This window comes from Psychrobacter sp. TB55-MNA-CIBAN-0194 (genome assembly GCF_040309505.1).
Lineage (GTDB): Bacteria > Pseudomonadota > Gammaproteobacteria > Pseudomonadales > Moraxellaceae > Psychrobacter > Psychrobacter fozii.
This window is the reverse complement of record NZ_JBEOOW010000028.1, coordinates 1-766: the sequence shown is the minus strand read 5'-3', so window position 1 is coordinate 766 and position 766 is coordinate 1. Positions and strand designations below refer to the sequence as shown.

The 766-nt window shown below is 54.6% G+C and carries 1 protein-coding gene; it reads right to left on the bottom strand.

Annotation, left to right across the window (positions count from 1 at the left end; genetic code table 11):
• Nucleotides 1–766: hypothetical protein (locus tag AAEY75_RS14095; protein ID WP_352259906.1), on the bottom strand; the 766-nt coding region annotated here is incomplete at both ends.

Genomic DNA, 766 nt, shown 5'->3' with positions numbered 1-766 from the left:
CGGTGCTGCCCGCTTCGGCAGTTCCTACGACGATCGTGCCGTCAAAGCTGTCAATCACTGGCGCCGTTGGTGCCGTGGTCTCGACACTTACATTTTTAGTCACAGGAGCACTAGTGCCATTATCATTGCTAGCAGTAGCCGTTAAGGTTTTAGCCCCTTCACCCATCAATATAACATCGTCTAAATCAACCGCGACGCTCCATATACCACCAATACTCACAGTGACTGGCCCACCTATCTGAATACCTTCACCATTAGTTAAAGTAATGGTATCTCCTGCGGTACCAGTACCAGTTACATTAAAGCCAATAGCGGCCTCCGTACCATTGATGATGTCATCCTCCGCAACGGTGTCAATAGTTGGATCATCAGCATCAGCATCGGCATCGGCATCGGCATCGGCATCAGCATCAGCATCGGCATCGGCATCGGCATCAGCATCGGCATCAGCATCGGCATCGGCATCAGCATCGGCATCAGCATCGGCATCAGCATCGGCATCAGCATCGGCATCAGCATCGGCATCGGCATCAGCATCGGCATCAGCATCGGCATCAGCATCGGCATCAGCATCAGCATCGGCGTCAGCATCGGCGTCAGCATCGGCATCAGCATCGGCATCAGCATCGGCATCAGCATCGGCATCAGCATCGGCATCGGCATCAGCATCGGCATCAGCATCGGCATCAGCATCGGCATCAGCATCGGCATCAGCATCGGCATCGGCGTCAGCATCGGCATCAGCATCGGCATCAGCATCGGCATC